This window comes from Calothrix sp. FACHB-168 (genome assembly GCF_963889195.1).
In the GTDB taxonomy this organism is placed as follows: domain Bacteria; phylum Cyanobacteriota; class Cyanobacteriia; order Cyanobacteriales; family Nostocaceae; genus Aulosira; species Aulosira anomala_A.
The window spans coordinates 1-26,441 of record NZ_CAWPNJ010000052.1 but is presented as its reverse complement, the minus strand read 5'-3'; the positions used below and the strand labels follow the sequence as shown (position 1 = coordinate 26,441).

The 26,441-nt window shown below is 41.9% G+C and carries 20 protein-coding genes and 1 tRNA gene; 9 read left to right on the top strand and 12 right to left on the bottom strand.

The features are described from left to right. Positions 1–133 precede the first annotated feature (133 nt). The 5 genes from AACW45_RS27695 to AACW45_RS27675 form a co-directional block, all read right to left on the bottom strand. Entirely contained in the window at positions 134–364 is a 231-nt protein-coding gene (locus AACW45_RS27695; RefSeq protein ID WP_190629309.1) for an EF-hand domain-containing protein, read from the bottom strand. A 145-nt stretch (positions 365–509) separates the two neighbouring features. Then, on the bottom strand, positions 510–1,244 hold the full coding sequence (locus AACW45_RS27690) for an ATP-binding cassette domain-containing protein (protein ID WP_190629308.1): 735 nt from the start codon (positions 1,242–1,244) through the stop codon (positions 510–512). Continuing rightward, on the bottom strand, positions 1,237–2,724 hold the full coding sequence (locus AACW45_RS27685) for an ABC transporter permease subunit (protein WP_190629307.1): 1,488 nt from the start codon (positions 2,722–2,724) through the stop codon (positions 1,237–1,239). Before AACW45_RS27685 ends, AACW45_RS27690 begins: the two co-directional genes overlap by 8 nt. A gap of 1,081 nt (positions 2,725–3,805) precedes the next feature. Then, positions 3,806–4,036 (bottom strand): DUF433 domain-containing protein, encoded by a 231-nt coding sequence (locus AACW45_RS27680; RefSeq protein ID WP_190547598.1) that lies wholly within the window; start codon positions 4,034–4,036, stop codon positions 3,806–3,808. A 101-nt stretch (positions 4,037–4,137) separates the two neighbouring features. Next, complete coding sequence (locus AACW45_RS27675; RefSeq protein WP_190629306.1) at positions 4,138–6,735, bottom strand: M1 family metallopeptidase; 2,598 nt, start codon at positions 6,733–6,735, stop codon at positions 4,138–4,140. 738 nt (positions 6,736–7,473) lie between these two features. On the opposite strand from AACW45_RS27675, the gene AACW45_RS27670 reads away from it, so the two are divergent. From AACW45_RS27670 to AACW45_RS27655, 4 genes are all read left to right on the top strand, one after another. Next, positions 7,474–9,168, top strand: a complete 1,695-nt coding sequence (locus tag AACW45_RS27670) for a DUF3352 domain-containing protein (RefSeq protein ID WP_190629305.1) — start codon at positions 7,474–7,476, stop codon at positions 9,166–9,168. A 257-nt stretch (positions 9,169–9,425) separates the two neighbouring features. After that, the gene (locus AACW45_RS27665) at positions 9,426–10,085 is read left to right on the top strand and encodes a Uma2 family endonuclease (protein ID WP_190629304.1); all 660 of its coding nucleotides are present in this window, start codon (positions 9,426–9,428) and stop codon (positions 10,083–10,085) included. 822 nt (positions 10,086–10,907) lie between these two features. Continuing rightward, positions 10,908–11,828, top strand: a complete 921-nt coding sequence (locus tag AACW45_RS27660; RefSeq protein WP_190629302.1) for a class I SAM-dependent methyltransferase — start codon at positions 10,908–10,910, stop codon at positions 11,826–11,828. After that, positions 11,821–12,774, top strand: coding sequence for a PrsW family glutamic-type intramembrane protease (locus AACW45_RS27655; RefSeq protein ID WP_190629299.1), 954 nt, complete (start codon positions 11,821–11,823; stop codon positions 12,772–12,774). Before AACW45_RS27660 ends, AACW45_RS27655 begins: the two co-directional genes overlap by 8 nt. A 173-nt stretch (positions 12,775–12,947) precedes the next feature. Here AACW45_RS27655 and AACW45_RS27650 read toward each other — a convergent pair whose 3' ends face one another. From AACW45_RS27650 to psbD, 6 genes are all read right to left on the bottom strand, one after another. After that, on the bottom strand, positions 12,948–13,634 hold the full coding sequence (locus AACW45_RS27650) for a J domain-containing protein (RefSeq protein ID WP_190629297.1): 687 nt from the start codon (positions 13,632–13,634) through the stop codon (positions 12,948–12,950). A gap of 16 nt (positions 13,635–13,650) precedes the next feature. Continuing rightward, a complete protein-coding gene (cysK, locus tag AACW45_RS27645) occupies positions 13,651–14,613 on the bottom strand; it encodes a cysteine synthase A (RefSeq protein WP_096646484.1) in 963 nt (320 codons plus the stop codon). A gap of 115 nt (positions 14,614–14,728) precedes the next feature. Then, positions 14,729–15,166: an RrF2 family transcriptional regulator gene (locus AACW45_RS27640; RefSeq protein ID WP_190629295.1), complete on the bottom strand. Its 438-nt coding sequence runs from the start codon at positions 15,164–15,166 to the stop codon at positions 14,729–14,731. 557 nt (positions 15,167–15,723) lie between these two features. Then, positions 15,724–17,469, bottom strand: coding sequence for an iron uptake porin (locus AACW45_RS27635; protein WP_190629293.1), 1,746 nt, complete (start codon positions 17,467–17,469; stop codon positions 15,724–15,726). A 424-nt stretch (positions 17,470–17,893) separates the two neighbouring features. Then, positions 17,894–18,175 (bottom strand): 4a-hydroxytetrahydrobiopterin dehydratase, encoded by a 282-nt coding sequence (locus AACW45_RS27630; protein ID WP_190629290.1) that lies wholly within the window; start codon positions 18,173–18,175, stop codon positions 17,894–17,896. 725 nt (positions 18,176–18,900) lie between these two features. Beyond that, positions 18,901–19,956 (bottom strand): photosystem II D2 protein (photosystem q(a) protein), encoded by a 1,056-nt coding sequence (gene psbD / locus AACW45_RS27625; protein ID WP_096643895.1) that lies wholly within the window; start codon positions 19,954–19,956, stop codon positions 18,901–18,903. Positions 19,957–20,288: 332 nt separating this feature from the next. On the opposite strand from psbD, the gene AACW45_RS27620 reads away from it, so the two are divergent. From AACW45_RS27620 to AACW45_RS27600, 5 genes are all read left to right on the top strand, one after another. Continuing rightward, positions 20,289–20,561 carry a hypothetical protein gene (locus tag AACW45_RS27620; protein ID WP_096646489.1) on the top strand — a complete coding sequence of 91 codons (273 nt, stop codon included), beginning with the start codon at positions 20,289–20,291 and terminating at the stop codon, positions 20,559–20,561. A gap of 13 nt (positions 20,562–20,574) precedes the next feature. Next, on the top strand, positions 20,575–21,252 hold the full coding sequence (locus tag AACW45_RS27615) for an ABC transporter ATP-binding protein (RefSeq protein ID WP_190629288.1): 678 nt from the start codon (positions 20,575–20,577) through the stop codon (positions 21,250–21,252). Positions 21,253–21,613: 361 nt separating this feature from the next. Further along, the gene (locus AACW45_RS27610; RefSeq protein ID WP_190629286.1) at positions 21,614–22,165 is read left to right on the top strand and encodes an NYN domain-containing protein; all 552 of its coding nucleotides are present in this window, start codon (positions 21,614–21,616) and stop codon (positions 22,163–22,165) included. 151 nt (positions 22,166–22,316) lie between these two features. Next, positions 22,317–22,388: transfer RNA gene (locus AACW45_RS27605), tRNA-Asn, on the top strand. A 23-nt stretch (positions 22,389–22,411) separates the two neighbouring features. Then, complete coding sequence (locus AACW45_RS27600; protein WP_190629607.1) at positions 22,412–23,605, top strand: aminotransferase class V-fold PLP-dependent enzyme; 1,194 nt, start codon at positions 22,412–22,414, stop codon at positions 23,603–23,605. Between the two features lie 533 nt (positions 23,606–24,138). Here the strand turns inward: AACW45_RS27600 and AACW45_RS27595 are convergent. After that, positions 24,139–26,334: a CHASE2 domain-containing serine/threonine-protein kinase gene (locus AACW45_RS27595; protein WP_190629284.1), complete on the bottom strand. Its 2,196-nt coding sequence runs from the start codon at positions 26,332–26,334 to the stop codon at positions 24,139–24,141. Positions 26,335–26,441 lie beyond the last annotated feature (107 nt).

Genomic DNA, 26,441 nt, shown 5'->3' with positions numbered 1-26,441 from the left:
TGCTCGCGTTTGTCAGCGAGCAAGATGCTCGCACTACAATGGTATGCTCATTTCCGCCGACCTGTACTAGAAATTGCAAATCCCTCAAAATGCCCATGCTTTGAGGGATTTTGGGTATTGGGTTTTTTGACTGCTAGGTTAAATTACTTGCTTTCTTAACTACTTCCTTTAACTCTTCAAAGGAGATACTACCGTTTTTATCTCCATGCATAGCTAGCAATTCCTGGGGGCTACTGACACCAGTTTCAGCCGAGATGACTGCACTTAAACCAGGGCTTAAAAAAAGCTCATTAATGGAGATTTTGCCATCTTGATCAATATCTAAGGTATTAAAAAGGGATTGAAGCTCTTGCTCGGTTGCCATAAGTTTCTATCTAATATTAATTTTTCAATTTAATATGTCTTAATTAAATAAACTAATATCTTTAGACGTAAAAACAGGTATCGCTGGGGCTTAGATCGGATTTACAATTATTTGAGAGTCAAAAGCCTGCTAATGCGGGCTTTTGCTAAAGCATTTTTTCTAAGAATTGCTTGGCGCGATCGCACTGGGGATTGTGGAAGAATTGGCTAGGGGTGGTATCTTCTGCTAAAATCCCACGATCGAGAAACATAATCCGGCTAGCGACTTCTCTAGCGAATCCCATTTCATGGGTGACAATCGCCATTGTAATTCCGGTGTGGGCTAAGTCTTGCATGACTTCCAGCACATCTTTAACCATTTCTGGATCTAAGGCTGAGGTAGGTTCGTCAAATAAAATCATCTCTGGTTCCATCGCCAAAGCACGAGCGATCGCTACTCTTTGTTTCTGTCCCCCTGATAATTTAGATGGGTAAACATCTGCTTTTTCGGCTAAACCTACTTTTGTTAATAATTCTAGTCCTTTAGTTTTGGCTAACTCTTTATCTACTCCCTTGACTTTTATCGGCGCATAGGTGACATTTTGCATCACTGTCATGTGGGGAAATAAGTTAAAGTGTTGAAATACCATGACTAATTGTTGGCGAACTTGACCAATATTTATTTTAGGATTTGTAATTTCTTTGTCGTGAAAATAAATTCTACCTTTTGTCGGGTGTTCTAACAAATTCATGCACCGGAGAAAGGTAGATTTACCAGAACCAGAAGGGCCGAGAATTGCGACAACTTCACCTTGATTAATCTCTGTAGAAATATCTTTGAGGACATCAAGTTTGCCAAAGGATTTGCACAAGAATTCTGTACGAATTAGGACGTTACTCACTTTGTCTCAATCTCCTTTCTAAAACCGATGCACTCCAAGTTAGACCCATAACTAAAACATAGTAGATTAACCCAGCAAATAGCAGTGGTTCAAAATAAATATATTTATTTGCGCCGACAATTTGGGCGCTGCGTAATATTTCCACTACACCAATTGTTGAAACTAAAGCCGAATCTTTCAATAGTCCAATAGTTTCATTTACTAAGGCGGGAAGAATATTTTTCAAGGCTTGGGGGAGAATAATATCCCACATCATCAATCGGTAAGGAACGCCCATCGACATCGCCGCTTCAGTTTGTCCTTTATCTACAGCTTGGATTCCCCCGCGAATGGTTTCCGACATATAAGCGCCGGAGTTGAGTGTAAAAGTTAACACCCCAGCTTGTAATGCTGAGATATCATAGCCTGTAAGCTGAGGTGTGGCGTAGTAAACCAAAGCTAATTGTAATAATAAAGGTGTACCGCGAAATACTGAGGTGTAAGCATTAGCTAGCCAAGTTAGGGGTTTGACTCCGGTAATTTTGCATAACGAGAGAACTGTACCCCAAATTAACCCCAGAAATACGGAGAACAATGTAAATAATAAAGTTAAGGGTATACCTTTGAGGATAAAGGGAATTTCCGGGAGAATGCGGGTAAAGTCGAGATTTAACCCAGTTTTAGCAGGTGAGGATAAAGTGGGGGCTGAGGTACTTTGGGTAAACCACTTGGTAACTAATTTTTCGAGTTCGCCATTGTCTTTCATTTGTTGCAAACCTTGATTAAAAGGTTTTACCAACGCCGAACCCTTAGGAAATGCGATCGCGGAACCACTAGCTTCTTCAGAAGAAATGACGTTAAACTCTAATTCTGGGTTAGCTTGAGCAAATCCCCTAGCCACAGTATCCTCAATAATGGCTGCATCAATTCGCCCTGATTTAATTTCTTGAACAATTTCCGGGACTTTATTTAATTGTTTTAGTTGAATTCCTGTAACTTTTTCGGCAATTTTTTTAGCATTTTGTTCTTGAATAGTTCCCAATTGAATACCGACTTTTTTACCAGCTAAATCTTGCGGCTGTTTGAGATTGCTATTTTTAGGAGCGACAATGGTATCTTTAGCTTCGTAATAAATCAGAGAAAAATCGACATTTTTCTTGCGTTCTGGAGTTGGAGTCATCCCCGCCATGACAAAATCGGCGCGATTGGCTTGGAGTGCAGGAATTAAGCCATTAAAATCCGATTCCATGATTTTGAGTTTAAACCCCAGCTTTTGCGCCAAATTTTTGGCAATATCTACATCAAAACCAACAATTTGCCTTTCACCGCCTTGGGTATCATAAAATTCATAAGGCGGATAATCGGGGGAAGTCACCATCGTTAGGGTATCTTTACCTAAAGGTGAAGCCGCTTTGAGAGTATGACTTTGACCTGCGATGATGGTGATAAATAGTATGGCTGCAAACAGCATCGTTAACAGCCGGAATTTTCTTCTTTGCATCAGAATTACTCCGGTAAACCTCTACATCAAACAATTTAGATGTTACTCATCGAAGAAGGGAATAGGGAACGGGGAACGGGGAACGGCTCCTTGTTCCCTATTTCCGTCAGGGGAGTTAGAGACTCCTGCTTCTTTTCGCAGCAAGTTTCAAGTGGGGATTTATACCCCACTTGAAACACTCTGTTCCCTATTCCCTGTTCCCTGTTCCCTTTTAAAAACATCGAACTAGATTTACTCAAGGTGTCCTAGACTCATAAATATTATTGAGTGCGGAATACACTGAAATGAGAACTCAATATCAGCTTTTGAGTGCGGAATACACTGAAATGAGAACTCAAACCCCAGTTTGAGAACTAAATATTAACTTTTGAGTGCGGAATACACCGAAATGAGAACTCAAACCCCAGTTTGAGAACTAAATATCAGCTTTTGAGTGCGGAATACACTGAAATGAGAACTCAAACTCCAGTTTGAGAACTAAATTTGCAGTTTGAGAACTCAAACCCCAGTTTGAGAACTAAATTCTGCTAATGAGTAAACAAATCGCTTGATGAGAAAGCAAACCGTAGTTTGAGAATACTGACAGGTTAGGGAACTCTAAAAAATAAATTATGCCAAATTGTAGGGGCGGGGTTACCTATTGGTGTCAACTTAAGTTCTCTGGCTTACCCAACAAATCGCCCACAGGCTGTAAGCCTGGGGCTAACGCTACAAAGCCCACCTGTGTGGGCTAAGAAAATTCAGCCCACGCAGGTGGGCTTTGTTCAATTAGCCGCACCCTTCGAGGGTGACGGCGGTTTATTGGGTAAGCGAGGGGTTGAGAATGATGGCAATGCCCACCCTACAAATACTTTTTTTTAGAAGTGAAACCCAACAAACCCCGGAAAATGTTGGGTTTCGTTCCTCAACCCAACCTACACAGTTTCTACTATTTGCTATATGGAATCATTAAATATTCGCACAAAAGTTATTGCAGAAATAAATCTAGTTCCCGAAGATAAATTAGAAGAATTATATAATTTTATTCATGATTTTCGGCTAGGTCTAGAAGTATCTAAAGAGTTCATATCAATCAATATTTTCATGCACTTTTTAGGGGAACTTCAATTTCTTCAGACCGCCAAGCAGCATATGCAAGTGCTTCATATATATCTGCTTCTTCTAAGTAGGGATATGCTGCGAGGATATCACTGGGGGTATGTCCTGAAGCCATTAAACCAACGATCGCACCAACGGTGACACGCATTCCTCGAATACAAGGTTTACCACCCATGACTTCTGGGTTGCGGGTAATTCTGGTGAGGTTTTGCATAACTATGACAGCAGATTACAACTTGGGGAGGTACAGATAATTATAAGGGCACAACAATGTTGTGCCCCTATGTGTTTAATTGATGAATTGTGCAGATTTAATTACGATGCAGAACTCTTAGATTTAGCTTCCAAATTTTCTAAGCGGCTGCGCAATTCTTGATTTTGCTGCTTGACTTGATCGAGTTCTTCACGCAAATTCCGCAGCGCATTTTCTGTACCAATATTACCTTGGACTCGCGTAATCTCTTCATCAGCATAACGCCGCACCCGCCCATCTGGGGTTTGATCGGCAAGCGATCGCAATATCCCAATGGCTTTAGGTGTCTCCATTTGTCCTAAGGCGATAACTACTGCTACTTGGGTTAAGAAGAAGCTTTCTTTGGCTAGTTCGCCTAATCTTTCTAAAATCCGTTCTAAATTGACAGGATTTTGCCCGACAGAGATTTTCCCTAAGGCGCGGATGGTGGCGAGGCGTAAGGCTTGGGGAACGCCGGGTTTGGTGTATTCTAAGAGCAGGTTTAAGGCTGCTTCTGAGGTTTTGAGTTCAGCTAAACCGGCGATCGCGCCACTGCGAACTACTTCATTCCAGCCTTGTCTTTCTTCTAAAACCGATTTCAGCAGTTTCAGGACTTTTTCTTCTCTGGGTTTTTCGTCTAGATTAGCAGATGCGATCGCGCCTATCGCCCGACAAGCTGCTGATTCTACATAGTAACTGCGATCGCCATCTTGAACTAAGCCTTTGATAGCCTTATAGCTTTCCGCAGTTTTAGTTTTCGCTAGCGCATCCACAACCGCGCGGCGTACATAAGGACTTTTATCTTCTAAACCAACGACTAACCCATCAAAGGCTTGATCCAATTTAATTTCGGCTAGTTGTTTGGCGACTTCAACGCGCACACCCCAAAATCCGTCATTTTTTAACGCCGCAGATAAAGCTTTTGTGGCTTCTAAACCGCCTTTCTTGGCTAAGGCTTCAGCCGCATAAATCCGCGAAAGTGGATCGGGATCGAATTCTAACTGCGCTTTTAATTCGGGAATTGGGTATTCCAAAGTCACAGTTTTTAGGTAATTATTTCCCACATCAAAGCTAATAAATTGGGGTTTAGTTTCGAGGGGGAAATAAAAACTTTGTTCCCGTTCGTTTACCCTCACTGTAAAGGTTTTGATTTGGGGAGATGTACCCGCTTCGCTATAACCAAAGCCAATAGGAATTTTTAAGTCAAATAACTCTTTACTTTGATTATTTTTAGCTTGAGTTTGGGTAACTGTTACCTTAGCTAAATCTGCATCGCCATCCCAAGAGTAAGCAACTTTAAAATCAGGATGACCGCCACGATAAACATATTGGTCAAAGAGGAAGGCTAAATTTCTGCCTGTGGCTTTTTCAATTGCTCTTAATAAGTCTACTGTTTCGACAGTTTTATGAGCATTATCTTGGACAAAGGTGTGAATCGCAGGCCAAAACAATTCCTCTCCTAATTCCGCCCGAATCATGTGATAAACACAAGAACCTTTTTCATAAATATGGCGGTCATAAAGTTCAATTGCTTCGCGGTAAACGTGGGTTACCATCGGGCGGCGATAACGTCCCCTATCTTCACTAATGTAACTCCGCGCTTCTAATAAGCGATAATATGCTGCTTCTTGGCTACCGTATTCTTTTTCTGTCCACATCACCTCAGAATAAGAAGCCATTCCTTCTTTAATCCAAGCATGTGACCAATGTTTAATTACTAGTAAATCGCCAAACCATTGGTGTGCTAATTCGTGAACTACTAAGCTTTCGGTGTTGCGATTATCTAATGCAGCGCGTTCATCTATTAAACAGCGATCGGTTAATAATGTGGTAGAAGTATTTTCCATCCCGCCGAAAATAAAATCATCAACGCAAACCTGCGCGTATTTGGGAAAAGCATATTTATAACCATACTTTTCACTTAAAAATTCGATCATGCGGGGAGTTTTGCCCATGCTGCGTTTCGCATCTGCTTCTCTACCCTTTTCTACATAATAAGTCACGGGTTTTCCTTGCCATTCATCGCGAATTTCGGCAAAGTCACCAATGGCTAATGTCATTAAATAGGTAGGATGAATTTCTTGCTGCGACCAATGGTAAATTTTATATTTATCATCATCCTTGGTTTCGATGAGTTCGCCGTTAGAAATCGCGATTAAATGTTTAGGAACGCGGACGCGAATTTCTGAGGTTGAAAGTTGTCCGGGATAGTCGAAGCAGGGAAACCAAAAGCGAGAATCTTCGTCTTCTCCTTGTGTCCAGACTTGGGTAGGCTTGTTGGGGTAGTGTTTGTCTGGTTGAATAAAGTAGATACCGCGCTGGGGTTTTTCGACTGCATAGGCGATCGCAATTAATAAGCGCTTACCCACCTCAGTTGGAGTAGCCAGTTTGATTACTAGCTTTTCGCCATCATAGTCAAACTTTTGCTCTACCTCATCCACCTGCACAGATTGAATATTCAAGTTGACAGCATCCAAAGTCAGACTATCAATTCCATTGCGGATTGGCGACAAGCGAATGCTGCAACTGCCAGAATAACTTTGGTTAGGAATATCCAAACTTAGATCTAAAAAAATATGCTCTACTTGTCCAGGGCGATCGGGGTTGTAATGGGGTTTTGCGCCTGGTAACTCAAATGATCTGTGACCGTTATTTTCTGTATCGAAATAAAAATTGGACATTGATGGCTACTAACCTTAATCTTGATAAGTCTGTTGGATGTGGTGAAAAATAGCGAGATTGGGTAGCTTTCCCAAATCAACTCAGCAATGTGGAAGGATTATCCTTTGGGGTTTGAGCATCGGGACTTACAAAAAATAAATTACCCAAATTCTGTAGTGCGAGCATCTTGCTCGCTTTTGAAAACCAGCGAGCGAGACGCTCGCACTACAAATTGATGGGGTATTTAAAAAATAGGATGTTCCATCGGCATCGATTAAAAGCGGCGAAAAACTTCATCTCCTTGTGGGTAGTTCTCGTCCCACCGCTTTAAACATCGGATATGCAGCATTGGTCATTTCTTCCCAATGCCCCCTCGCCCTATGCCCTATTCCCATCTCTCTCCCACATTTGCTTGCCCTGATGTAAGCTGATAACCTGCACTTTGTTGACATCAGCACAAGAGTCTCTTCTTGCTTAATGCCATTTAAGTACAAATGCTCCCAAGTATTTTTATAGCTTAGGACAGTTTGCTAAATACTAGCAGTAGATTTTTTAAGTGCAACAATATACTATTTACGGATTTGTTTCTCATTCTGTTGTAGTAATTCTAGGAATGGTTTAAAACTATTGGTGTATAGCAATACTAACTTCGTCAGTGAATACCGCCAAGCTAGTAAAACTTATAAATACTTCCAAAAACTCTACAATGACGTTTTTACAAGCCTTCAGCACAATTGAAGCAAGAGAGGATAATTACAATGCCTGCAAGTAAATCAAAGATTTTAATTCCTGTTATCAGTGCGGCTGTAGTCGTCACAGGAGGTATAGCTGCCTATATGTTTCTTAAAGGCGGCCCTGCTGGCGATGGTGCGGGCGCTCTCGGCAGTGCTAAAGTAGTACCTTCTTCCGCGATCATGGCTACTTACATTACCACCGATCCTCAAGCTTGGGCGAAGTTGCAAGAGTTTGGTACTCCCGAAGCTCAACAGCTACTTAATAAAGGTTTAGAGTCTTTAAATAAAGATGTATTTAAAGATAGTAATATTTCTTATGAAAAAGACATAAAACCTTGGGTTGGTGGTGTGATGGTAGCAATGTTACCGCCAAATCCAGTTAAACCAGCACAATTTAACCCGCCAACAGGGGCACCGACTCAACCCAGCAAGTTACAATCAGAACCGAAAATGCTGTTTGTCGTCGGCATTAAAGATAAAATTGCTGCTTTAAATTTTGGTAACAAATTAAAAGCACAAAAAGGAGTGAAAATCCAAGAAACTGATTACAAAGGAGAAAAGATTACAGAAACCTTTGAATCAGAAAATAGTAAACCTACATATAGTGTAGTTTTAAATAATAGCCAAATAGTATTAGCGCCAGAAAAACAAACTATAGAACAGGCTATAGACACCTATAAAGGTCAAGCTTCTTTTGCGAGTAAAGAAGGTGCCAATAGCATCCTCAGCAAAGGAGTAGATGTTAAAAATACCCTAGCCCAAATTTATATCCCCGACTATGTGGGCATGGTAAAACAGTTAGCGGCGGCGAATCCCCAAGGAACCCAATTACCACCCCAAACCCTGAAGCAATTAGAGCAGGTAAAATCGATGGTGGCGGGTGTGGGTGTAGATGATGCAGGTTTACGGCTAAAAGCGATCGCTAATTTAGATCCGCAACTCAACAAATTCCAGTATCAAAATACCCCAGCTAAAATAGTCGGACAATTTCCCGCCGATACCTTAGCTTTAATTAGCGGACAAGGTATCAGCCGCACTTGGACAACCGTACTCGAACAGTCAAAAGATTATCCCGAATTTAACCAAGCAGTCGCCCAAGTTCGCCAACAATTCAAATCAACCGTTGATTTAGATTTAGATAAAGAAGTTCTCGGCTGGATGGATGGAGAATTTGCGGTAGGTGCGATTCCCTCAAATCAAGGAATCTTAGCCAGCGTAGGTTTTGGCGGCGCATTATTATTTGACACAAGCGATCGCAAAACAGCAGAAAGCACCCTCAGCAAACTTGACGAACTGATCAAAAAGCAAACCCTAACAGTAGCGCAAAAAGATATCGGCGGTAAAAAAGTCACCGAATGGCAAACCCCCCAAGGTGCTTTACTAGCACATGGATGGTTAGATCAAGATACAGTATTTATCGCCCTTGGTAGTCCCATTGCCGATGCGATCGCTGGTAACAAAACTCAAACCCTAGAAAATAGCGACACCTTCAAATCCGTCACAGCTTCCTTACAAAAACCCAATGGTGGATACTTCTACTTAGATATGGACAAAACCATGACCATATTTAACCGTTTTGCAGCATTTCAACCAGTACCACCAGAAGCCAACGCAATTTTAAATTCCATTCGCGGTTTAGGTGTAACTGCTACCAGCCCTGATAAATCTGTCAGCCAAGTAGAAATGTTATTAGCACTCAAACCAAAAACCACAAAATAGAAAATCGCGAATAGCAACTCGTAGGGGCGGGGTTACCCCACCTCTCAAATTTGGCATAATATCTAGCTCCCATGCTCTGCGTGGGAGCTTTGATTTATGAGGCTCTGCCTCAATTTATCACAAGACGAGGCAGTAGCCCACGAATCCGCATTTCCAGGCAGAGGCGGGAAACGAGATATTACTATATAGATTGGCAAAGAGCGATCGCGCCACCATCACAGCGTTAAAATAAACCCATAAATCGCAACCCCATCACCATGTCCCTCGCCAAAGAATTAGACACCGTTCAAGACAGCCAAGAAGATGTTATTCTTCCTCCAGGTGACTTATACAGTGATGAACCTCCCTTGGAAACTGAACTGCATCTACGGCAAATAATTCTACTTTTCAAATGTCTGGAATGGCTATGGCGAGACAGAACAGATTTCTACGCCGCAGGAAATCTAACTATTTATTACAGCTTAAATAAAATCAAAACAGAGAGCTTTCGAGGCCCAGATTTCTTTGTTGTCCTAGACACCGAACGGAAAACCCGTAAAAGTTGGGTAGTATGGGAAGAAGACGGTAAATATCCTAACTTTATTCTCGAAATTCTTTCCGAATCAACAGCAAATACCGACAAAGATTTAAAGAAAAAGATTTATCAAAATACCTTTCGCACCCCTGATTATTTTTGGTTTGACCCTTACACCTTAGAATTTGCTGGGTTTCATTTAGTTGATGGTCAATATCAACCCCTAGAACCAAATCCTCAAGGACATTTGTGGAGTCAACAGCTAGGGTTATATTTAGGCATTCATCAGGGACTATTACGATTTTTCACCACAGCCGGCAAGCTAGTACCAACCCCAGAAGAAACCGCAGAAAAATTAGCCGCTAAATTGCGAGAATTAAATATAGATCCAGACACAATCTAATACTCATTTGAAAAAAGAATATCACAAGCAGCAGGGGAGCAGAGAGCAAGGGGTAAGACAAGTCTTTTTTGCTGAAAATGCGCCAGCTTTATCATTTACACATATTGAAGACTAATTTTTATAATTTTAGTAAACAAAAAAGGCGATCGCCTTCTCATTTATTTAAATCAAGTACTCATTTTCCTGTTTTAAGTAAGCAAAAAGCTATTTCACCTACTCATTAAGCCTTAACGAGTTCTCCTAAAGGTGTTTTCCGCAAGTAAAATACCATTTCACCTACTCAAAAAGCCATATTGTTTACTCATTTCAGTAAATCGCGCACACATTTTAGTGTTTTCCGCAAGTCAAAAGCCATATTGCTTACCCATTTCGGTAAATCGCGCACACATTTTAGTGTTTTCCGCAAGTAAAAAAGTATATTGCTGGCTCAAAAAATTATCCCACGACTTACGCGATAACTCTCCCAAACTCTCTTTACTTCGTGTTCTTTGCGTACTTCGCGGTTCGTTTTTTCATGATTTTGCGTAAGTCCTATATCCCTTGAAAAGAGCGAAGACTATAATTGTCTGATTCCTCCTCTGCTTATCCAAGGGATTGATTATTTCTTATTTGCAAGTCCCTAAATGAAGATTCGCAGCAGATATTTAGATAATTGCAACTGCTGCTAGACTAGCAACCAGCAACTATGTCATAAGTTAAAAAGTAAATAGACCACGCTGTATGGGCACGGCACCGACAATCTTTTGGTACATACAATAATTTTACTGGTGCCGTGCCCCTACGACAGATGTGGTTTAAATAGGTGAAAACTGCTGTAATTCTATGACTGCTGCTGTAAATAACCCTCCTGGTTTAGCTTCCCGCTTGGTAAATGGCGTACTCGCAATTAAGCCTTTAGCCAACCTAGCCAAGCACCGCGCCAGACAAATGATGATTAAACGTGCCGAGAAAATGGGCGTACCTTGGACGCAGGAAGTAGCACAACTCCACGCCCGTGATTGGACAAATGAACTAGCTAAAGTCGAAAATCCCCAGCTTTCCTACCCAGACTACTACCTCACCTCATTTCATGCCTATGAAACCGGTAATATGAGTTGGCAAGCTGCATTTGAAGTAGAACCTGCGGCTTATGCTGTTCACGCGAAAATCTGGCAAGGTGCTGAGGCGCAAGGTGATGTTAAATTGCGCCAAAATTACCACAATATCTTGAAAAATCAAATCCCAAACCCACCACAAGACATCTTAGATATCGGGTGCAGTGTGGGAATGAGTACCTTTGCGCTCCAAGAACTTTACCCCCAAGCCAAACTCACCGGTTTAGATTTATCGCCCTACTTCTTAGCTGTAGCCGAATATCGATCGCAACAACGTCATTCAAATATAAACTGGGTTCATGCACCAGCCGAAACCACAGGATTACCAGATGCTTCCTTTGATTTAGTTTCCATTTTTCTGGTTTGTCACGAATTACCCCAGTCCCCCACCAAGCAAATTTTTGCTGAAGCACGGCGTTTACTGCGTCCCGGTGGACACATAGGAATTATGGACATGAATCCTCAATCAGAAGCGTTCGTGAAAATGCCACCTTATATTTTGACGCTGCTTAAAAGTACTGAACCTTATTTAGATGAATACTTCAACTTAGATATTGCCCAAGCCTTAGTGGAAGCTGGTTTCCAAACTCCCACAATTACCACTAACAGTCCCCGTCATCGGACAGTCATTGCTCAAGTAAGTGGTTGAGTTTTTGGTACTGCTGTCGTCGGCAGTCATTCCACCACTAATACTGCTTTTTTACTATCGCTACCGTATTTTTACTGCCCCACCATTCATCAGGTTACTGTTGTTATTTTTCTGTGGGGCAATATCTGGGATTATCGCTCTCAATTTACAAATAGGTTTTGAATATGTCGCCAATTGGGTTGTGAATTGGCGACGAATCAGCTATTCACTTCCGGGTATTGCTTTACGGCAAATTGTGGAAATTGGGCCGATTGAAGAAGGTTGTAAGTTTTTAGCGGTAATCATCCCTACTTACTATTTCCAACGTCGGTATAAATTACGCCCAAGCACTATTTTCCTCTTTACCATAGTTGTAGCTTTGGGATTCACCGCCCAAGAAAACTGGATTTACCTGTACTACAACACAGCATCAATTCTCGATCGCAGTATTGGTACACCAGTTCATGCGCTGTTCTCTGCACCTTGGGGTTACGCCTTAGCCATGAGGTTGAATCATCGCAGAAATAGCCTGTTAACAGCTTGGCTAAATTCTGTGTTTTGTCACGCCCTAGTCAATGTTTTATCTAGTACGTGGCGTTATTTACCTCCTGTACAATTCCTCAGCTATGGCTTTTTTCCCTTTCTGTTGTGGATGTTTTGGCGCATGGAACAATTACTGCGAAGACTTGCAGGTAAACCGCCAATTCAACTTATATCCGCCCATACACCCCATATTCGTTACTGGCAGATGGGTTTAGCGGGATTTGCGCTAATTTTAGGGGGAAATGCCATTTTTGGGCTGTTTCTTTTAGGGAGAAAACTCAGCCCTCTAAATTGGCAGGATTTTCTCGATCCGATAGTCCTGTGGTATACAGTAACCAGGTTATTCATCAATTTAAACTTTGCCGCGATCGCCTGGTTGATTTATCGTTATTTACGCCGACAAGCCCGACGACGATATTTTTAACAATTCAAAATTCAAAAATAAATTAGCACATCAAACTAATACCAATCTGACAAAATAATGCGACAGATTGTAGGGGCATGGCATTGCCATGACCTCTAGAATATCTATATGTTTCGCTTTCAAATCAGTCAACAGTCAACAGTCAACAATCAACAATCATTTATTGCTATTATCTATTTCACAGCAGCTTTTGCTTCATAATGTAATCTTCTAGCAATGCGGAAGAGTTCTTGCCCCGTGTGCAAATAATGCTCATCGTAATTTAAAGGAAAATAAGCTAACTCTTCCAAACCATCAGCTACTTGATTCAAACTGTAATAAAGATGCGCTGCTGTCCTTGCTAAACTTGGCGGATTCGGTAGAGAACGAAAAGCTAATTGCGCTTGCTTCAGGTCATCTTTACAACCTGTTAAGTAATCTTGAAATTCTTCTAACAACTCATCATCAAAAGGATCTGCGGCTAGTTCATCAATTTGTTCTTCTAAAGAATTGAGAATGTCAGAAAGTATATCGTTAACTGGTTGATAAACTAAACGCAGCCATTCTTCAATTAGTTCATCAACATCTTTACCGGCGTGTTTTGTCGCGTGGTAATGTCTTTGTGCCGATGCTGTACGCTGTTGGCGGCTATTTAATTTTTGCAGACTATCTTTAAGCTGTTGGTCGTAATTTAAGCGAGTTTCCGCATCGCTTAAAACTTCATAAGCCGCATTAATCCGGATAATTTGCTCTTTATCTGCTGTTTCCTGATTACTGTCAGGATGAAATAATTTCACCAGGCGGCGATAAGCTTGCTTAATCTCCGCCTGGCTAGCATTGGGACTAACTTTAAGAATTTCGTAGTGATTAGAATCGACCATTAATCCAAATTGATAGCTAGCTGATGCTAGCGGCTATTCTGTCCTCCAAATCTTGAAATAATGGCGTAGTTAAATACCTTTCTCCAAAACTTGGCTGAATGACGACAATTAAACGCCCTTCGTTTTCTTGGCGTTGGGCAACTTTGACGGCGGCACATAAGGCGGCACCACTGGAAATCCCAGATAGTAAGCCTTCTTCTCTAGCTAAACGCCGACCATAAGCGATCGCTTCTTCATCGGTGACTGTAATCACTTCATCAATCAATTCTAGCTTCAGCACTTGAGGAATAAAACCTGCACCAATTCCTTGAATTTTATGTGCCCCAGGTCTACCCCCAGATAATACTGGGCTATTACTTGGTTCAACTGCGATCGCCTGAAAACTCGGCTTACGGGCTTTGATTACTTCTGCTACACCTGTAATCGTACCACCTGTACCTACCCCCGCCACAATCATATCTACCTGACCATCAGTATCTTCCCAGATTTCCTCGGCGGTAGTTTCTCGATGTACTTTAGCATTCGCCGGATTGCGGAACTGCTGCAACATATAAGCATGGGGCGTTTTATTCACTATTTCCTGCGCCCGACGAATTGCCCCACTCATACCTTCAATTCCTGGTGTCAGTTCCAGTTCCGCCCCATAAGCACGCAACATTGCCCGTCTTTCCCCACTCATAGTTTCGGGCATTGTCAAAATTAACCGATAACCCTTAGCTGCGGCTGCCATTGCTAATGCAATTCCTGTATTGCCAGAAGTAGGTTCCACCAATATAGTTTTTTGCGGAGTAATTAACCCTTCCTGTTCCGCCGCATTAATCATGCTGACCCCAATTCTGTCTTTCACCGATGCAGAAGGGTTGAGACTTTCCAACTTCACCACAATTTGCGCCACACACCCTTCCGCTTGGGGAATCCGGTTTAATTTGACTAAAGGTGTACGACCAACGAGTTCTGTAATGTTACTAACAATTCGCATAATTATTCCTGATTTTGGTTATAAATTCTGACGCATTTAACAAATGACAAAGCGCAAAGTCTGAGCGCCGGCTTCCGGCGAACAGAACTTTGTAAGAATGACAAATGACTATGGACTAAATGTAGTACATAATATCCAACTGCCGCCGCGAATCTCGTTTTTCACAAAGATCCTGCAGCGAATATTTTTGAAACACTGAGTTTGCCGCCTGACAAGCTTCTTGCCAGATTTCTGCGATTACGCCACTATCTACAGTCCTGGGATTAATGTCTATTTGAGTAGTCTGTACATCTAACCCTTCTAAACATTCTAAAATTTCTAAAACCGCGATTTTCTTAGGTTCTCGCGCCAAGAAATAGCCACCTTTAGATCCTCGTTGACTTTTGATGATACCACCGCGTCTCAAGGTTGCTAGCAGCTGTTCCAAATAGCGATCGGGTATATTTTGTTGCGCCGCGATTTGCCGAATTTGCATCGGTTCGCCGCTTTGATAATGACTCGCCATCTCAATTAAGGCTAAGATTGCGTATTCAGACTTACAGGATATTTCCACAGGCAGCAATTAAGAATGAAGGATAAAGCATGAAGGATCAATAATTTTCATACTTCATACATTTCTATTATACTCCGGCTCTTCACTGGGGTTTGTGTAGACTATCGATTTTTTGCAAAAAAGCCCTTGTGAAGTTGAAATTGGTCAATTCGGATGAAAGCAGCAAGGTAATACCAACTTGAAAAAACAATGCGACAGATGGTAGGGGCATGGCATTGCCATGCCCTCTAGAATATCTTGATGTGCCGCAAACATTATTTAAATTGGTATAAACCTCATACCATTTCACAAAAAATATGATGTGAATGTAGGTTGGGTTGAGGAACGAAACCCAACACTCAAAGTCCTGTAATTGTTGGGTTTCACGACCTTCTACCCAAGCTACGCATCTGTCTCATTTTTTCTTGAATTGGTATCACTTATCGTCGAGTTTTAGCTGTGCAAAACCCTCATCACATAAATGTCTAAGAGCATAAAAAAACCCCGCTATTAGGCGGGGTTTAATGAAATTCAAATTCTCATGTACACAGATGGAAATCAGAGCCAGACTCTAGATTCTAGAAGGTAAATGTGGTTCTGAGTGTACCGATGAATGCGTTTTCTTCATCGCCTTGACCAGGAGCTCTCAACCAGATAACACCGGGAGTAACGGAGATATTATCGGATACGCGATATTTGTAGAAGCCTTCAACATGAATTGGGAGATTACCAGGAGCACCAGCACGGCGAGCATAGGGTTCAGCACCTGCAAAAATACCTAGTACGTTACCTCTCTTTCCGAAGTCAGGTAAAGCTATACCACCGCCATAGCTCCAAGCTTCAAAATCGTTGCCAGCGCCTTGTTGAGTCACATCATGGTAAGAGATAAAGCCGCTAATTGACAATTTGTCGCTAGGTCTGAATGCAGCAGAAATACCGTAGGAGTTGCTGTTAGCTGGAGCATCTATCAAGTTGGCTGGACCCGTACCAACCAAACCAGGTAGAGCAGTATCATTAGTGAGACCAGCACCGGAATCAAATAAAACACTACCAGGGGCATGATAACCGTGGACGTAGGTAGCAGCTAATGCCAAGCGATCGCCTACAGCAAAGTTCAACTGTCCTAAAGCTGCATAGTTACCATTGAATAAACCTAAACCTTCACCTGTAGCTGTATTACCAGGATTATTTGCATCTGAAGCCAAGTAACCTACAGTTATAGAACTTGGTTTAAAAATGCTACCACCACTGCTAAAAGGTATATTCAGTGCTATACCTGCACCACCACCGATGCGATAGATTGGGCTTTCAGATGCAAAGGTAGACAATGCACCGTTACCACCGTCAGTTTTATCGAAGAAGTAGGGGTTGTTGACAGCAGCATAATGGCTATGACGACCACCAGCAGCTGCGAGGTAAACTTGAGCAGGTCCAAAAGGAGCTTCGTAGGTCAAGCGGTCAATTATTACACTGTTGTTGCCAGTGCTACCTGCTTGATAGGTTTGTGTACCTTCTCCGGTAGAAATAGAGTTACCATCTTGGTCTCTGAAATCAAACAATGATGCGTTACCAGCAGCCAGACGAGTTGTTAATTTGTCTCTACCAGTAAAGCTGGTTTCCAATCCTAAACGTACTCTGTCTTGGAATACAACATTGTTCGCATCACCAGTTTTGCCACCAAAAGCACCGCTAACAGCGAACACAGCTTCACCAACTAGCTTGGTGGTTGTAGAGAATTGATTGGCTTCCAATTCAGCTGTACGCGCTTCTAAGGAATCAACGCGACCGCGTAAGGTTGCGAGTTCGGCAGAAAATTCTTCTTGTAACCGTTGTAAGGTAGCTAAATCTTGTTTGGTTACCAAGTCAGCTGTTGCTGTCGCAATTAGTTCGTTAACCCGATCCAAACAAGCATTCAAACCAGCTGCAAATTCATAACGGGTTAAAGCACGGTTTCCGCGATATGTACCATTGGGATAACCTGCAATACAACCGTAGCGCTCAACCAAGGACTGTAATGCTTGGAATGCCCAGTCAGTTGGCTGAACATCAGAAAATTGCGAAACTGATGTAACTTGAGCCTGATTGTTGCTAGCACCCTCTTTGCTGTAGCGGTTAACCTGATCGAGAACTTTAGCATCATCGCTAGTGGGGGCGGCTTGAGCTATAATCTCTGCGGGCTTTTGTGCTAGTTCAGGCGCAGCTTGCTGATCGGATGCTACTTCTGTTGTAGTAGCAGGAGCTGCTATGGCTGTTGTGGAAACGAGCAGTGTTGCTCCTAAAACTGCTGGACTAATCGCCAGGGATTTCCATAGAATATTAGACATTTTTTCTCTTCTCCTCACACCTTGTATAGATAATTGTGTTCGTTGCACCTATTTTCAATATGCGACATCTTAATTGGGATTTTCGATGAGGCATAGTTGCCACTAATACAATTCTAGTTTTTGCGCAGCTAATAACTAAGTTAACTGATGTTAAATATTGATGTAATTAACTTATGCAAAAACACACCTCTATTAGCATATCATTATAAAACATTTCACACACATGGCAACATCAAAGCGATCGCCTCAAAAACTGTCACACACACAAGCTAATACATGAAAACCTAAATTAGGGATAGAAAATTTACTAAAATCCCTATTTACTTAAGTAATCCGTAGCAATTACGTACCTGAGAATGCATAAAAGCTATTGATTGTCTCCTATCTTTCGTATGTTTTTCACTCAACTTTCTCGCAAAAATTACTAATTTATTTGCGAAATTACTGCGGCTAAATCAAAGTCTTTTTGAGTTAGTCCACCAGCGTCGTGTGTAGTTAGTTGGATTTTCACCCTGTTGTAAGATATCTCTATATCTGGATGATGTCCTAGAGACTCAGAAGGTTCCACTAATTTATTAACAAATTCAATTGCCTGGATAAAATCCTGAAATTTCCGGGTAATTTCTAATTTCTTGTCTGCCACTGTCCACCCTGACAGTAAGCTTGCTTGGTTTTCAATTTCTTTCTCAGTCAGTAGCTGCGCCATATTCAGCAATTCCTTTGGTAATATATATTACTTTTTATTTAGCAATTACTACTGGTACTTGTACAGCATATTATATGAAGATTTTATCTATGCTGATGCGATCGCTTTGATAATTTAATAATTTTACCCCCTTCTAAAAACTATCCGCTCTGATTTAGATCGGTGGATCTAAGTCAGAGCGGTCTAGTCGGGTCTTCAGGTTGCAACCAGACTGCCGGAAGGAACTCCGTGCATCAGCCTAGCTACTTGAGCTACACTTAGTATCTTTCAGATAACTAAGGCTAACTTTTAGAGAACAGCCCCGGCGCACAGCCGGCTAACTGCAACCTGATGACCCATGCGTTTACTACTTTCTATCATGGGCATCACCTCCTTGTTGCCTAAGCGGTCTTAGTTTCAATAAGGCAGAGCATTTTGCTCTGGGTTTTTACCTTTACTCAATATAGCACATAATTTTCTTGTGAAATATCTTCAGGCTACTTACGAAATAATTAATTTTGTTAGTTGCACAGACTACTAAGCTATTCTGCTTTTAAGTTCCATAATCCATTGTGAGGACTGTCAACAGTCAACAGTCAACAGTCAACAGCCCTGATTAGTAGTTATGTAATTAATGTAGACGCCCATTAGCTTAAATCTGAACAACTCAAGGACATAAAAATCCCCCACCATTTATAAGGTGAGGGAGTATAAAGACTAATTAAAGCTTAATTAATCTCAGATTATTACAGAGCGTTACCACGAGGCAGTACTTCTTCAGGGAAGACAAATTGCTCGTGGGGCTGATCTTGAGGTGCCATCCAAGCACGGATACCCTCGTTCAGCAAAATGTTTTTGGTATAGAATGTTTCAAATTCTGGGTCTTCAGCAGCCCGTAATTCTTGGGATACGAAGTCGTAAGCCCGCAGGTTAAGTGCGATACCAACGATGCCTACTGCTGCCATCCACAGTCCGGTTACTGGTACAAACAACATAAAGAAGTGTAACCAGCGTTTGTTGGAGAAAGCAATCCCGAAAATCTGTGACCAGAAGCGGTTTGCTGTCACCATTGAATAGGTTTCTTCTGATTGGGTGGGGTTGAAGGCGCGGAAGGTGTTAGCTGCTTCGCCATCTTCAAATAGGGTGTTTTCTACTGTTGCTCCGTGAATCGCACAAAGTAATGCACCACCCAACACACCTGCTACACCCATCATGTGGAAGGGGTTGAGGGTGAAGTTATGGAAACCTTGAACAAACAGGATGAAACGGAAAATTCCGGCTACACCAAAGCTGGGTGCAAAGAACCAGCTAGATTGTCCCAAGGGGTACATCAAGAAGACGCTGACGAATACCGCGATGGGTGCAGAGAATGCTAAAGCGTTATAAGGGCGAATTCCCACTAGACGGGCAATTTCAAATTGGCGTAACATGAAGCCGATTAAACCAAAGGCTCCGTGTAGCGCTACGAATGGCCATAAACCGCCAAGTTGACACCACCGGGTAAAGTTTCCTTGGGCTTCTGGGCCCCAGAGCAATAATAGGGAATGTCCCAAACTGTCTGCTGGAGTGGATACGGCTACGGTGATGAAGTTACAGCCTTCTAAATAAGAAGATGCTAAACCGTGGGTGTACCATGACGTGACGAAGGTTGTGCCTGTTAGCCAACCGCCTAGTGCTAGGAAAGCGCAGGGGAATAATAAAATCCCTGACCAACCTACAAACACGAAGCGATCGCGCTTCAACCAGTCGTCTAGAACGTCAAACCACCCTCTACTGGGGGCGCGTCCAACTGCGATGGTCATTAGAGGAAATCTCCAAAAATTTATAAGTACAGGTTTTTACTTCTGTATTATAGATCGCTATTATTCTTTAGCTTTCCATAGACAGAAAGTTTACTGGGTTGTCAATCCAGTTTACAATTTTTTACTGACTCTAATCATATTAAGTGCAAATCTCTAATTTTTCTAGGTTAAATTTAATTTTTTTTAACAATTGGGCATTGGGCATTGGGCATTGGGGACAACTGACAACTGACAACTGACAACTGACCATTGACTATTGACTTTTGACTCTACACCAGTATCCTGACAGCTAGCGCTAGAATGAGTCCTACAGTTAAATTGTTTAATGCTAAATGTTTACCATCGACTTAACCGTCAGAAACACTGCTTATCCATTATCAGTGCAACGTAAGTCAGCAGAGGATGCTGAGGCTGTTTACCAGTTAATTTTGGCAGCGATGCGGTCTGGTAACCCTGACATTGTGGAACTAATATGTGAGGGCAAGACAGAGAAAAAAATTGCTGTTCGTGCTAGTGAAATTTCTGGGGTGCAAATTCTTCAGAAAGATGGTGTCACCACTAGTAGTGGTAGACCACCTGGTTTTGTGGCTCTAACTAGTGAGTGAGCAGGTGAGATAAATGGCGGAAGTGGGTATTGCGGTTCGCGATCTACAGTTCAATTGGCCTAGTGGTGCGAAAGCCATTAAATCTTGCTCTTTAGAAGTGCCTAGAGGCGAATTTTGGATGCTTTTGGGTACTAATGGTAGCGGGAAATCGACATTACTCCGATTGTTAGCAGGATTATTAGCTCCCACTTCAGGCGAAATTGGGGTGTTGCATCCCGTTGGCTTTGTGTTCCAAAATCCCGATCATCAACTGGTAATGCCAACAGTTGGTGCGGATGTGGCTTTTGGATTAGTGGAAGAAAAATTACCGCCTGCGACAGTCAGAGCCAGAGTAGAGGAAGCTTTAGGTGCAGTTAATTTACAAGCGCTGCAACGCCGTCCTATCTATGCTTTGAGTGGAGGACAGAAACAACGGGTAGCAATTGCTGGTGCGATCGCTCGCCAATGTGAAATCCTGTTATTAGATGAACCCACTGCTTTATTAGATCCCGATAGTCAACTGGATTTAGTAGCTAGCGTGCATCGCTTGGTCAAAACGCGGGGAATCACGGCTTTGTGGGTAACCCATCGCCTTGATGAGTTGAATTATTGTGACGGAGCTTTTTTATTAGACAATGGCTCTTTAGTAGATCAAGGTGAACCACTACGCCTGAAACAACGGTTAATGGAAGTAGACAAAGCCGCTTCATAAACTACCCAAACCTTCGCTGCATTTTGTGTTAGCTGAAGGTGTGAACTTCTGCATTTCGGGAAAAATCTGTATTTTTTGACAAGACTCATTCATGTCCAAATTGCACATTTTCGCCAGATGTAATTTACCAACATGAAACCCGGAAATTGCCTAGCAGCCTAGTTCTTTGTCGAAAACTCATAATTCAACACCAACAATTTAAACAACTCAAAAGCGCCGACAAAAGGCGCTTTTCCAGTTTTTAGATAATTCAATGCCAAGACTTTAGATTTCTGTAACATAGTGTTACAAGCAATGCTTCAAGTACTATATAGAGTTATGAACGAATTTTGCCAACTCTATATAACTGTGATTAAAAACCATGTCTCGTCCCTCATCCCCAGCCGTTTTATTAGTAGACGGCTACAATATAATTGGCGCTTGGTCTTGTCTCAAGAGAACCCGTGATAATGCTGGACTAGAAGCAGCACGGGGAGAATTAGTGGAAACGATGACTAGTTATAGCTCGTTTCAAGGTTATGACACCCAAATCGTTTTTGATGCCCAATATCAAAACGCTGCTAGCAACAAAGAGATTATTACAGAGCTTTTATCAGTTCATTACACTGATTTTGGGCAAACAGCAGATACATACATTGAAAAACTTTGTGCATCTTTACGCTACGAAATAGCACAATCGCGACTTTCGCGCGTGATTGTCGCCACCTCAGATAGGGCACAGCAATTGATGGTACAGGGGTATGGTGCTGAATGGTTGTCTGCACAACAACTCTGTGGTGAGGTGGAAATGACAGTTTGTCGGATGCGACACAAGTATCAATCACGCAAAAAATCCAATAGCAGGTTTTTAGCTAATTCTATAGATCCCAAATCCCGCGAGCGTTTAGCTGAATTGCGGATGGGCTTGAAATAGGGCTTGCTAGCTAGTCTCTGCTCTAAATCCAGAATCTGTGTTTACCAGCCAAAATCAATCACTTCAGCTATCGAGTTGAGAATTAAAAAAAATTTGGCGGCGGTACTTGCCAAAACCTATTTATTACTTTACTATTATAAATCGTGAGCAATCCTCAGTAGCTCAGCGGTAGAGCGATCGACTGTTAATCGATTGGTCGCTGGTTCGAATCCGGCCTGGGGAGTTTAAAAGGATAAAAGGTGAATGATGAAGGATGAAAAGGTAAATTTCAAACTTCATCATTCTCATTTTCAGGAGTTGTGGACTCTAGATCCAGAGATTACATTTTTAAATCATGGGTCTTTTGGTGCTTGTCCGAAAGCGGTGTTAGCAGTTCAGCAAAAATTGCGATCGCAACTCGAACAAGAACCATTACGTTTTTTTGGGAGAGAATGGGAACCACTAATAGATAATGCGAGAAATCAACTAGCAGAATTTGTTGGTGCAGATAGGGAAGATTTGGTATTTGTGAATAATGCCACCACTGGCGTTAATTCTGTATTGCGCTCTCTGACATTTTCGAGTGAAGACGAAATTCTCACCACCAACCATGAGTATAACGCTTGCCGTAATGCCCTAGATTTTGTTGCTAGTCGTACAGGTGCGCGGGTAGTTATAGCTAAGATTCCGTTTCCCATTGAATCGCCACAGCAAGTAATTGCAGCAGTCATGGAGCGAGTTTCGCCAAATACGCGATTAGCGCTGTTAGATCATGTTACTAGCCAAACTGGTTTAATTTTCCCGATTCAGCAATTAGTACAGGAATTACACCAGCTTGGGATAGATACTCTCATAGATGGCGCTCATGCTCCGGGAATGATATCGCTAAATTTGCGAGAAATTGGCGCAACTTATTACACTGGGAATTGCCATAAATGGCTATGTGCGCCGAAGGGAGCCGCATTTTTGTATGTGCGACGAGATAAACAGTCTCAGATTCGTCCGTTGACAATTAGCCACGGTGCAAATTCACCGAGAACGGATAAAAGCCGTTTTCAATTAGAATTCGATTGGACTGGTACAGACGATCCTACCGCTTATATGTGCATCCCGGATGCGATCGCTTTTATGGGTTCATTGCTACCTGGTGGCTGGAATGAGTTAAGACAGCGAAATCATCAGCTAGTGTTAGAAGCAAGACAGTTACTCTGTCAAACCTTAGAAGTTTTACCGCCTTGTCCGGAAGAAATGATAGGTTCTATGGCAGTTATACCAATGTCAGCTGCATTAGAAAACCGCCATTTTATGACCGTACATGATGAATTATTTGATAAATTTGGCATTCAAGCACAAATAGTACCTTGGCATGAATCGCCAAAATTACTGCTACGCATATCAGCACAAATTTACAATAGCCTGGAACAGTATATATATTTGGCGAATGCACTGAGGGAATTGTAATTCGATTTGACTGTTGACTGTTGACTGTTGACTGTCACTACTACATTGATACGCCTAAGGGACTTCCAGATAAAAAATATTCCAATCATTAACTTACCAAAACCGCAACTCGTAAGGGCGGAGTTACCCATACATGTCAACTTAAGGCCAAACTCTTCTACCGCAAAGAACTGAAGTTCCTTGCTAATAGCCAAAGTCATCTCAAGATGACTAAATATCCTCAAAATCTTGAGTCTACTTCAGTAGGGGCGGGTTCACAGATATGCTCCAATAATTCACGACTATCTCGCTTAACCCGCCCCTACTTGGGTTATTAGCCTTAGAATTCATTCCAAGGCGGGCGACAAAGCTAAGATACAAGGTTGGGTTGAGGCTTTGCGTAGGCGCAGCCTTCCTGTAGGGTAACCCAACGCCCGGACAAATGTTGGGTTACCCTACGGGAAGCCGCTCCGCGTCTACGTTCCTCAACCCAACCTACGCCTACGCCTAATACTATACTCCCATGCCCCATGCCCAATGCCCCATGCCCTATGTTAAAAACTTTCTAAATTATTCAATACTTCGCTTGCTGACTGATATCTTTGTGTAAAGTCCATATGTACCATTTTATCGATGAGTTTGGCAAAATCTTTGGTAGTTTCTGCTATTTCCCACCAATACTGCCAAACTTGCTCGCCAGTTTGAGATTCAACTTGGATAATGACTGTACCTGAATTCACATCTCTGCGAAATACTTTAGGATATATACCAGTTAAAGCTTGAATAGCAATCATCCCTAATGCATAAATATCACTATTCATTGTTGGTTGACCGCTCATTTGTTCTGCAGGTGCAAAACCAGGAGTACCAATGGCGATAGTTTGGCTATCTTGTTCTTGGGGTTGAATCTGCTTGACTGCGCCGAAGTCGATTAACACAATTTTGCCATCAGCTTTGCGCCTAATTAAATTACTCGGTTTGAGATCCCGATGAATCACGCCGTAACCGTGGATAAATACCAGCACTGGCAAAATTTCTTTGAGGATGGCTATAACTTCAGCTTGTGAAAACCGCTTACCGGGGGTGAGTTCATCAGAAAGCGGATTCCCAGAAATAAATTCTTGTACTATATAGAACTGCTGATTTTCTTCTAAGAAAGCTAATAGATATGGTATTTGTGGATGTTTACCTAAAACTTCTAAAATTTCAGCTTCTGTTTTAAATAAACGTCCCAAAATAGTTAAATATTCTGCCTCTTGGTTAGCCGGATGTAACTGTTTCACCACACATTGCGGATTACCAGGACGCTTGATATCTTCTGCTAAATAAGTATAGCTAAAGCCACCAGCACCTAAATTATTGACTATTTTATAACGCTTATTTAGGACAATACTTGGTGCTAATTCTTGAGTTTGTGCATAAACAGTATTGGCAAGTGTTGTTGGTTGTTGTGTATTGTACTGATTATTTGTTGTGAGAGCTTGCAATTGGGCAATTAATTCTTTTTGCTCTTGCACTCGTTGCAAGATGATTGCTTGCTGTTGCTTAGTTTGATAGGCGCTATATGCTAAAACGCTACCAGTTGCCAAGATTAACCCCAAACTAGGAGATACGACAGGAAACCAACCAGATTGGGTAAAAATCGCAAAATTGCTGCCAAATAAGACTAACAGGGTTGTTCCTGTTGCTAATCCTAAGCCTAGCGGATGCTGAATGCGCCAAGCGATTAACCCACCGATTAAAGTCCATCCCCAAATCCAGAAAACTTCTCCCCAACCAGGTAAAAACCAAAATAACGGCTGTTTGTTGAGAACAACGCTCAAAATTTGACTGACGCTGTGAGCATGAATTTCTACTCCTGACATTTTGCCAGAAATATCTGACCTGCCGCTAGTGTATGGTGTATTGAAAATATCATTTAAACTAGGTGCAGTAGAACCAATTAAGACGATGCGGTCTTTGACTAATTCTGGTTTTACTTGATTTTCTAGCAGTTCTGTAATTGTTACCTGTTTGGCAATTGCCCGGGAAGAACGATAATTAAGCAGGATTTGATAGCCATTGGTATCTGCTTTTTTATAACCGCCAACGTGAGGTTGTAAAGGTTTAAAAACAATATCACGTAGTTTTAGTTCTCGGTTAGGGGTAAATTCTGGTTGAATTCCTCCTACTGCTAAATATTTCAGCGCTAATTGTAAACTTAGAGAAGATACGCTTTGACAAGGATCGCTTGCATCTGTACTTACAGATAAAAGATTGCGGCGAATTACACCATCGGTATCTTCGACAACATCACTAAATCCAACTCTTTCGGCTTCTACTCCTGTGGGGGGTGGCGTTCCGGGATTTCCAGAACTTGAGGTGTCTGAATGTTTGCAGACAGGGACGATAATATCGCTTTCTTGTAGGCGTTGGAGTAATTTTTCGTGACCTGGTTCTACAGGTAAGTCGCGGAAAATATCTAGACCAATGGCGCGCGGTTCATATTCCTCAAGTTTACCTAGTGCTTGGTCTAATATTTGACTAGAAAGCGGCCAGTTCCATTTTTGTAGGTCTTTTTCACCAACAGCGACAATTAATAAACGCGGATCTTCCCCAGGATCGCTGCGCATTTGCATCATTTGGTCGTAGATTTTTAGTTCTAGCGGCTCTAAAACTCCAATTTTTTGAATTCCTACCAGTAAAAGTGTGATGACTGCGCTAGAAATTAGCGCTGGCTGTGTGAATAAATTTTTGAAATTTACAAACATATTATTTAGGACTTACGCATTGACAAAAAATATCATTGATGTGTACTAGGCAGCACAAGTATTGGTGAGATTGTTCACAATGTAATCACGCACAACTAAAGTGAACA